The 7,081-nt window shown below is 72.4% G+C and carries 9 protein-coding genes and 1 pseudogene; 6 read left to right on the top strand and 4 right to left on the bottom strand.

Going from position 1 to position 7,081, the window contains the following annotated elements; all coding sequences use genetic code 11:
• The first annotated feature begins 53 nt into the window (after nucleotides 1–53).
• Genes ACNFOC_RS10535 through ACNFOC_RS10560 form a run of 6 tightly spaced genes read left to right on the top strand, consistent with a single transcriptional unit; the run spans nucleotide 54 to nucleotide 5,271 of the window.
• Complete coding sequence (locus ACNFOC_RS10535; RefSeq protein ID WP_416958822.1) at nucleotides 54–827, top strand: SDR family NAD(P)-dependent oxidoreductase; 774 nt, start codon at nucleotides 54–56, stop codon at nucleotides 825–827.
• Between the two features lie 34 nt (nucleotides 828–861).
• On the top strand, nucleotides 862–1,641 hold the full coding sequence (locus ACNFOC_RS10540; protein WP_416958823.1) for a FadR/GntR family transcriptional regulator: 780 nt from the start codon (nucleotides 862–864) through the stop codon (nucleotides 1,639–1,641).
• A complete protein-coding gene (gene dgoD / locus ACNFOC_RS10545) occupies nucleotides 1,638–2,783 on the top strand; it encodes a galactonate dehydratase (protein WP_416958824.1) in 1,146 nt (381 codons plus the stop codon). The genes ACNFOC_RS10540 and dgoD overlap by 4 nt, the downstream gene beginning before the upstream one ends.
• Nucleotides 2,780–3,601, top strand: a complete 822-nt coding sequence (locus tag ACNFOC_RS10550; protein ID WP_416958825.1) for a hypothetical protein — start codon at nucleotides 2,780–2,782, stop codon at nucleotides 3,599–3,601. Before dgoD ends, ACNFOC_RS10550 begins: the two co-directional genes overlap by 4 nt.
• A gap of 30 nt (nucleotides 3,602–3,631) precedes the next feature.
• Nucleotides 3,632–4,279: a bifunctional 4-hydroxy-2-oxoglutarate aldolase/2-dehydro-3-deoxy-phosphogluconate aldolase gene (locus ACNFOC_RS10555; protein ID WP_416958826.1), complete on the top strand. Its 648-nt coding sequence runs from the start codon at nucleotides 3,632–3,634 to the stop codon at nucleotides 4,277–4,279.
• Complete coding sequence (locus ACNFOC_RS10560) at nucleotides 4,276–5,271, top strand: sugar kinase (protein ID WP_416958827.1); 996 nt, start codon at nucleotides 4,276–4,278, stop codon at nucleotides 5,269–5,271. The genes ACNFOC_RS10555 and ACNFOC_RS10560 overlap by 4 nt, the downstream gene beginning before the upstream one ends.
• A gap of 32 nt (nucleotides 5,272–5,303) precedes the next feature.
• On the opposite strand, the gene ACNFOC_RS10565 is transcribed toward ACNFOC_RS10560, so the two are convergent.
• From ACNFOC_RS10565 to pspAB, 4 genes and pseudogenes are all read right to left on the bottom strand, one after another.
• On the bottom strand, nucleotides 5,304–5,663 hold the full coding sequence (locus ACNFOC_RS10565) for a hypothetical protein (protein ID WP_416958828.1): 360 nt from the start codon (nucleotides 5,661–5,663) through the stop codon (nucleotides 5,304–5,306).
• Between the two features lie 28 nt (nucleotides 5,664–5,691).
• Nucleotides 5,692–6,363, bottom strand: a complete 672-nt coding sequence (locus ACNFOC_RS10570) for a SigE family RNA polymerase sigma factor (protein ID WP_416958829.1) — start codon at nucleotides 6,361–6,363, stop codon at nucleotides 5,692–5,694.
• A gap of 154 nt (nucleotides 6,364–6,517) precedes the next feature.
• Nucleotides 6,518–6,910, bottom strand: a complete 393-nt coding sequence (locus ACNFOC_RS10575) for a hypothetical protein (RefSeq protein ID WP_416958831.1) — start codon at nucleotides 6,908–6,910, stop codon at nucleotides 6,518–6,520.
• A gap of 43 nt (nucleotides 6,911–6,953) precedes the next feature.
• Nucleotides 6,954–7,081 (bottom strand): annotated as a pseudogene (pspAB, locus tag ACNFOC_RS10580) (PspA-associated protein PspAB); the annotation flags it as partial.

The following is a 7,081-nucleotide window of genomic DNA, read 5'->3' on the forward strand; positions in this document are numbered from 1 at the left end:
CCTTGCTCGTGAAAGACGCGAAGGACCCGAGAACGCGAAGGAGTCGAACCCCGATGGACCAGTCCGTACGACGGCACGGCGCCCGGTTCACCGGACGCACGGCCGTGGTCACCGGAGCGGCCTCCGGCATCGGAGCCGCCACGGCCGTACGCCTCGCCGAGGAGGGAGCCGCCGTCGTGCTCGCCGACATAGCAGAGGAACGGGGCGAGTCGGTGGCGGAGCGGATCGGCAAGGACGGCGGGCGGGCCCGGTTCGTGGCCGCCGATGTCGCGGCCGAGGACGACTGGGCGCGGATCGTCGGCGCCGCGCACACCTTCGGGCCCGTCGACGTCCTCGTCAGCAACGCCTTCACCGTCGACGTCACCCCGGCCCACGAGATGACCCTGCCGTCCTGGCAACGGCAGCTCGACGTCAATCTGACCGGCAGTTTCCTCGGCTTCCGGGCGGTGCTGCCCGATCTGGCGGAGCGGCGGGGCGCGGTGGTGCTGACCTCGTCCGTACACGCGCACAAGGGCATCCCCGGGCACCCCGCCTACGCCGCCGCCAAGGGCGCGTTGCTCTCCCTGTGCAGTCAACTCGCCGTCGAATACGGGCCTGTTGTGCGCGTCAACGCCGTCCTGCCGGGACCGATACTGACCGCCGCCTGGGACAGAGTGCCGCCAGAGGAACGGGAACGCAGCATCGCCGAGACGGCCGTACGCCGCTTCGGAACGCCCGAGGAGGTGGCCGCGGCCATCGCGTTCCTCAGCGCCGACGAAGCCTCCTTCATCACCGGGACGAGTCTCGTGGTGGACGGCGGCTGGAGCGTCGTCAAGGCCTCCGCATGACCACGCTCCCCAACAAGCAGAAAGGCTGTACGACATGACGCCCTATGCCCGTCGAGGCGTCCACGGCCAGACCGTGGAACTCCTCGCCCGCCGCATCCTGGGCGGTGAGATCCCCGAGGGGGCCACGCTGGATCTCGTGGCGCTACAGAGCGAGTTGGACGTGAGCCTGACCGCGCTGCGCGAGTCGCTGAAGGTGCTCGCCGCCAAGGGGATGGTCGACGCCCGGCAACGCCGGGGCACCTTCGTACGCCCCCGCGCCGAGTGGAACCTGCTCGACGCGGACGTGCTGCGCTGGCAGTTCGAGGGCGCCTCCACTTCGGAGTCCGATCAGGCGCTGCTGCACAACCTCGCCGAAGTCCGCTCCATCATCGAGCCCGCCGCCGTACGCCTGGCCGCCCAGCGCCGTACCGACGCGGACCTGGCCGCCCTGGACGGCGCCCTCGACGCGATGGGGGAGCAGGGCAACGGCGCCGCCCACGCGGTCGAGGCCGACCTCGCCTTCCACCGCGCCCTGCTCGCCGCCACCCACAACGAACTCCTCGAACGCATGGAGATGGTGATCGAGTCCGGCCTGGCACACCGCGACCGCATCGTGCACAGCGCCCCCCACAGCGAGGACCCGGTCCCCGCCCACCGCGCCGTCCTGGACGCCGTACGCGACCAGGACCCGCAGGCCGCCGAGGCCGCGATGCGCGCCCTGCTCGACCAGGCCGGCCGCGACCTGGACCGCCTCGGCGACGCGGAAGAGGACGCGGGTTCCCCGGCGGACTCCGTACAGGACTCCGAAGAAACGGAAGGCTCCCGGTCTCAGTGAAGATCACCCGTGTCGAGACCTTCCTGGTCCCGCCCCGCTGGCTGTTCTGCCGCGTCGAGACCGACGAGGGCGTGGTCGGCTGGGGCGAACCGGTCGTCGAAGGGCGTGCCGAGGTCGTGCGCGCCGCCGTCGACGTCCTGGCCGAACACCTCGTCGGCCAGGACCCGTTGCGCATCCAGGACCACTGGCAGGTCATGTCCAAGGGCGGCTTCTACCGGGGCGGCCCGATCCTCTCCAGCGCCGTCGCCGGCCTCGACCAGGCCCTGTGGGACATCGCCGGTAAGACGTACGGCGCTCCCGTGCACGCGCTGCTCGGCGGTCCCGTGCGCGACCGCGTCCGGGTCTACGCCTGGGTCGGCGGCGACGAACCCGCCCAGCTGAGCGAGCAGATCACCGCCCAGGTCGAGGCCGGTTTCACCGCGGTGAAGATGAACGCCGCCGGAGCCACCTCACCGATCCCCACCCCCGCCGAGACCGCCGCGATCGTCGCCCGCGTGGCCGCCGCCCGCGAGGCACTCGGCCCCGACCGTGATGTCGCCGTCGACTTCCACGGCCGCTTCACCGCCGCCGGCGCCCGTCGCGTCCTCGCCGAACTCGCCCCGCTGCACCCGCTGTTCGTCGAGGAACCCGTCCTGCCCGAGCACGGCCGTCAACTGGCCGGCCTGGTCGCGTCGAGCCCGGTACCGCTCGCCACCGGTGAACGCCTCTACGGCCGCGCCGAGTTCCTGCCCGTGCTGGCCGCGGGCATCGCCGTCGCCCAGCCCGACCTCTCCCACGCCGGCGGCATCTCGGAGGTCCACCGCATCGCCTCCCTCGCGGAGGCCTACGGCGCCCAACTCGCCCCGCACTGTCCGCTCGGCCCGATCGCGCTGGCGGCCAGTCTCCAGGTCGCCTTCGCCACGCCCAACTTCCTCATCCAGGAGCAGAGCCGGGGCATCCACTACAACAAGGACGCCGACCTGCTCTCCTACCTCATCGACCCGGCGCCGTTCCGGTTCGTCGACGGCCACGCCCTGCGCGGCGACGCCCCCGGCCTCGGCATCACGATCGACGAGGCCGCCGTACGCGCCGCCGACCGCACCGGTCACGCCTGGCGCAACCCCGTGTGGCGGCACCCCGACGGTTCCTTCGCGGAGTGGTGACCGTGCCGTTGGACATCGTTATCGACCGTACGCACGGCGGGCGTTGGACCTCACTGCGCACAACGGCGGGGCGCGAGTGGTTGTGGCGGCGTGAGGCTCCGGAGCGGGAGAAGGCTGCACCGGGGGACGCCTTCGTGGACGCGGGTGGACTGGAGGAGTGCATACCGACGGTCCGGGGCGCTCCCGACCACGGGGACGCCTGGTCACGGCCCTGGACGCGGGAGGGAGGAGCGGATGTCGTTCGCTGCGAGCGCTTCACCCTGGCGCGCACGGTGCGTGCCACCATCGACGGGGCCGTGGCCGACTACGTCCTGACGGCCGACGCGGGCTTCCGCTTCGTATGGGCCGCCCATGCTCTGCTCGACCTCTCCGACCGTGCGCGTCCGCACATCCGCGAGGGAGCGCGGACCCGGCTCTTTCCCGAGGCCGCGCGGCTGTTGGACCGGGCGTGGCCGGACGGAGCCTCATGGGTGGAGGGTGACTGGCCCGAACCGTGCGGACTGCGCCTGGACCGGTTCGGGCCGGATGACGGCACCGCCGTAGGGGCTGTCGTGGACGCTTCCGACTGCTGCGTCCACGACCGGGCCGACACTCTGTCGCTCGGTCTCGAATCCGACGGACAGCCCGTGTCCATCGCCCTGTGGCGCAACCTGGGCGGCTTTCCCGACCGACACCCCTACCGCAGCACCGGCGTCGAACCGATGCTCGGCCGCGTCTTCGACCTCGCCGAGGCGGGCCCCGGAGACGCCGCCCGGGTACCCGCCTCGGGCGAAGCGCGGTGGCGGCTGACGCTGACCACGAACTGCCGTTGTGCCTGAACCGACCCGCACAGGAAGGGAATTCGTCACATGGATCTCCGAGCGGCCCTGGCCGCACACCGCCTGGTCGCGATCGTCCGCGGCACCGATCCCGAAGCCGCGGTACGCACCGTACTGACCCTCGCCGAGGAGGGCGTCGAACTGATCGAGGTGTCCCTCACCGGCACGGACGCCCTGTCCGTCATCGAGCGAGCACGCAAGGAACTCGGCCCCGACCGCCCCCTCGGTGCCGGTACGGTCCTGACCGCCGACGACGCCCGCGCCGCCCACCGGGCCGGCGCGAACTTCGCCGTCACCCCCGCGCTCGGGGACGGCATCCGCGAGGCCCACCGGCTCGAACTGCCGGTCATAGCAGGGGTGTTGACCCCCACCGAGATCCTCGCCGCCCGTCCCCTCGGTGTCGCCGCGCTGAAGATCTTCCCGGCCGCGGAGGCCGGCGGTCCCGCCTATCTGAGGGCATTGCGGGGCCCGTTCCCGCACGAGGTGTTCGTACCGGTGGGCGGTGTCGACGAGTTGGCCGCCCGGGAGTATCTGAACGCCGGAGCGACCGCCGTCGGCGTCGGCTCACCCCTGGTCGGCGACGCGGCCGACGGCGGCAGCCTGACCGCGCTGCGCGCCCGAACTAGCGCCCTGCTCACCGTCGTTGAGGAAACTACGTTCGCGCGGGAGGCGTCATGAAGAGCGGCTGGCGGTCGACCGAAGGTGCGGTCGTCTGCATCGGGGAGACCATGGCGGCCCTTGCCCCCGCGCCGTCCTCCTCGCTCGAGCGCGCCGACGATCTGCGGGTGTCGGTGGCCGGGGCGGAGTCCAATGTGGCCATGTATCTGGCCGACTTGGGGATTCCCGTCTCCTGGCTCTCGGCGGTGGGGGACGACGCGCTGGGGCGGCGGGTGCGCGCCGAGGTGGGCGCGGCGGGTGTCGATGTGAGTGGTGTGCGCTGCGATCCGGAGCGGCCCACGGGACTGCTCGTGAAGGAGCCGACCGGTTCGCGGACCCGGGTCCACTACTACCGCGGCAACTCGGCGGCCTCGGCGATGGGCCCCGACGTCCTCGACGACGACAGGCTGAGATCGGCCTCGATCGTCCATCTCACCGGCGTGACACCGGCGTTGTCCCCGTCCTGCCGGAGCCTGGTGGCCACCGCGCTCACCGTGCCGGCCGGTGAACGTCCGTACGTCATCAGCTTCGACGTCAACCACCGTCCCGCGCTGTGGCCCCCCGGCACGGCCGCCACCGTGCTGCGCGATCTGGCCGACCGGGCCGACATCACCTTCGTCGGCCTCGACGAGGCGCGGGAATTGTGGGACGCGGACCTCCAACCGGCCGACGTACGGGCGCTGTTGCCGCACCCACGGCTTCTCGTGGTGAAGGACGGCGGCCATTCCGCCATCGCCTTCAGCGACGAAGGCATCCGGACCGTGCCCGCGCTGGACACCGACGTGGTGGAGCCCGTGGGCGCGGGCGACGCGTTCGCCGCCGGAGTCCTGACCGGCCTGCTGCGCGGCGGGGGCATGGAGCGTGCGCTGCGACTGGGACACATCACGGCCGCATCGGCCCTCAAGGTGACGGCCGATCACGGCCCCCTGCCGGACAGCGCCCGGATCGAGCGGCTGCTCGAACTTCCGACGAACGAGTGGGCGGCAGCGGGCGCGAGCAGTTTCTGCGCGTGACCGGGTGCAGCGCGCTCGGTCAGGGAAGTGCGTCAGGGAAGTGGCGACGCGTCGATCCCGCCCGACCCAGGAGGATCGGGTACGGCGTCGGTGGCGTTGGGGGTGGGTGACACCGAGGGGCGGTTCGCGGGCCTGACCGGTGTCTCCCGGACCTCGTGCACCGCCACGAACAGGACGCCGATCACCGCGGCGGCCACGACCAGCAACGCCAGCGCGGTACGGCGGACGGGGTGGAGAGCCGGGAGCCGGAACAGCCGGGGCCGACTGGTCGGTGGAATCGCCGGTCGCAGCGCGTGCAGGTCGACCGAGTCGGCCCGGGACCGCAGGGCGTTGCGCAGCCGCTCTTCGAGGGAATCCGGAGGAAGACCGGAACCGAGGTCCTGCTCGATCATCGGGACGCCTCCGGGATTACGCGTGTCGTCATGAGGACGCCTCCAACTGTCGGCGCAGGGCGGCCAGTGCCCGGCTCGCGGTGGATTTGACCGCGCCGCGGGACAGGTTCAGGGTGTCGGCGATCTGGGCCTCGCTGAGATGGGACCAGTACCGCAGGACCAGCACTTCCCGTTGCCGCCGGGTCAACCGGTGCAGGGCGGCGATCACTTCACCGTGCTCCTCGCGCAACAGCACAGGCTCTTCGGCCGAGGGCGCGTGCCCTTCGCGCTCGGGCACGTGGGCCCGTACCGTACGGCGGCGGCGCAGGACCGAGCGCGAGGTGTTGACCACGCTGGTGCGCAGATAGGCGTCGGGGTTGTCGAGGCCGGTCAGCCGCTCGCCGTGGCGGCGGTAGAGCGCCGCGAAGACGTCCTGCACCACGTCTTCCGCCGTGGGGAGGTCGTCCACCAGCAGCAGGGCCAGGCGGACGAGATCCAGGCGGCGGTGGGCGTACAACTCGTCGATGCCGGGTGCCCCGAGGCCGGTGTGGACGGCCGGCGAATCCGGCGCCGCCGGGATGTCCTCGCGCTGGTGCGACACACCGCGCACCAGGTGCCGTAGCGCCCGTCGCAGCGCGTCCGGCCAGGGGCGAGCCGGGAAACGTAGGGGTGTGTACCGGCCCGTCGGCACACCGTAGGCCGGGGTCGTCGCCGCGTTCATGGATCTCCAGGACAGCAAGGTCTTCGTACGAGCGCCCGGAATCACCGGACGGACGGTGGGGCCGCCGGGCAGGTACCCGGCGGCTCCACCTCGGCGCGGGCCGCCGAACGGCCCGTGGCCGATCAGCGGCGCTCGGCCGCGTGTGCCTGCTCCGTCACCGCTTGGCGACCCGGGCGGAGTGGTCCGGGGCGCTGTCGTTCCCGCCGGGCACGGCGTCAACCGGGGTGCCCTTGCTCGGGTCCGGGTCCGTGCAGTCGCCACCGGGCACCGCGTCGACCGGGTCCCCGTCGCCGAACTCGTAGGAGACCTGGTTCTCCTCGGGGGTGGTGTCGTACCCGCTCGGCACCGCGTCGACCGGCTCCGGCTCCGGGCACTGGTCGACGGGCGTCCCCTGGACGGGCACCGGCTTGGGGTCGGGTGCGGAGTTGTCGGCGTGGGCGGTGAACGAGCCACCGAGGGCGAGCGCGGCGGCGGCGCCGGTGACGCCCAGGGCGATCCGCACCCGGCCCGCGCGGAGGCTGCGGCGGACGGTGTGACCTGCAGACATGTGATTCCTCGAATCGTCGATGCTGACGTGACTGTCGGGCCGCCGGGGCGCCCCACACCGGGAACCACCGGCTCAGATCCTGCTCGATCCGCAGATCGTCGCCGAGCATCGACTTGACCTGGAGTTCCAGCGCGCTGTCGCGCCGCTGACCGTCACCGGCCAGCGGCGCGA

This window comes from Streptomyces colwelliae (assembly GCF_048158785.1).
Classification (GTDB): Bacteria; Actinomycetota; Actinomycetes; order Streptomycetales; family Streptomycetaceae; genus Streptomyces.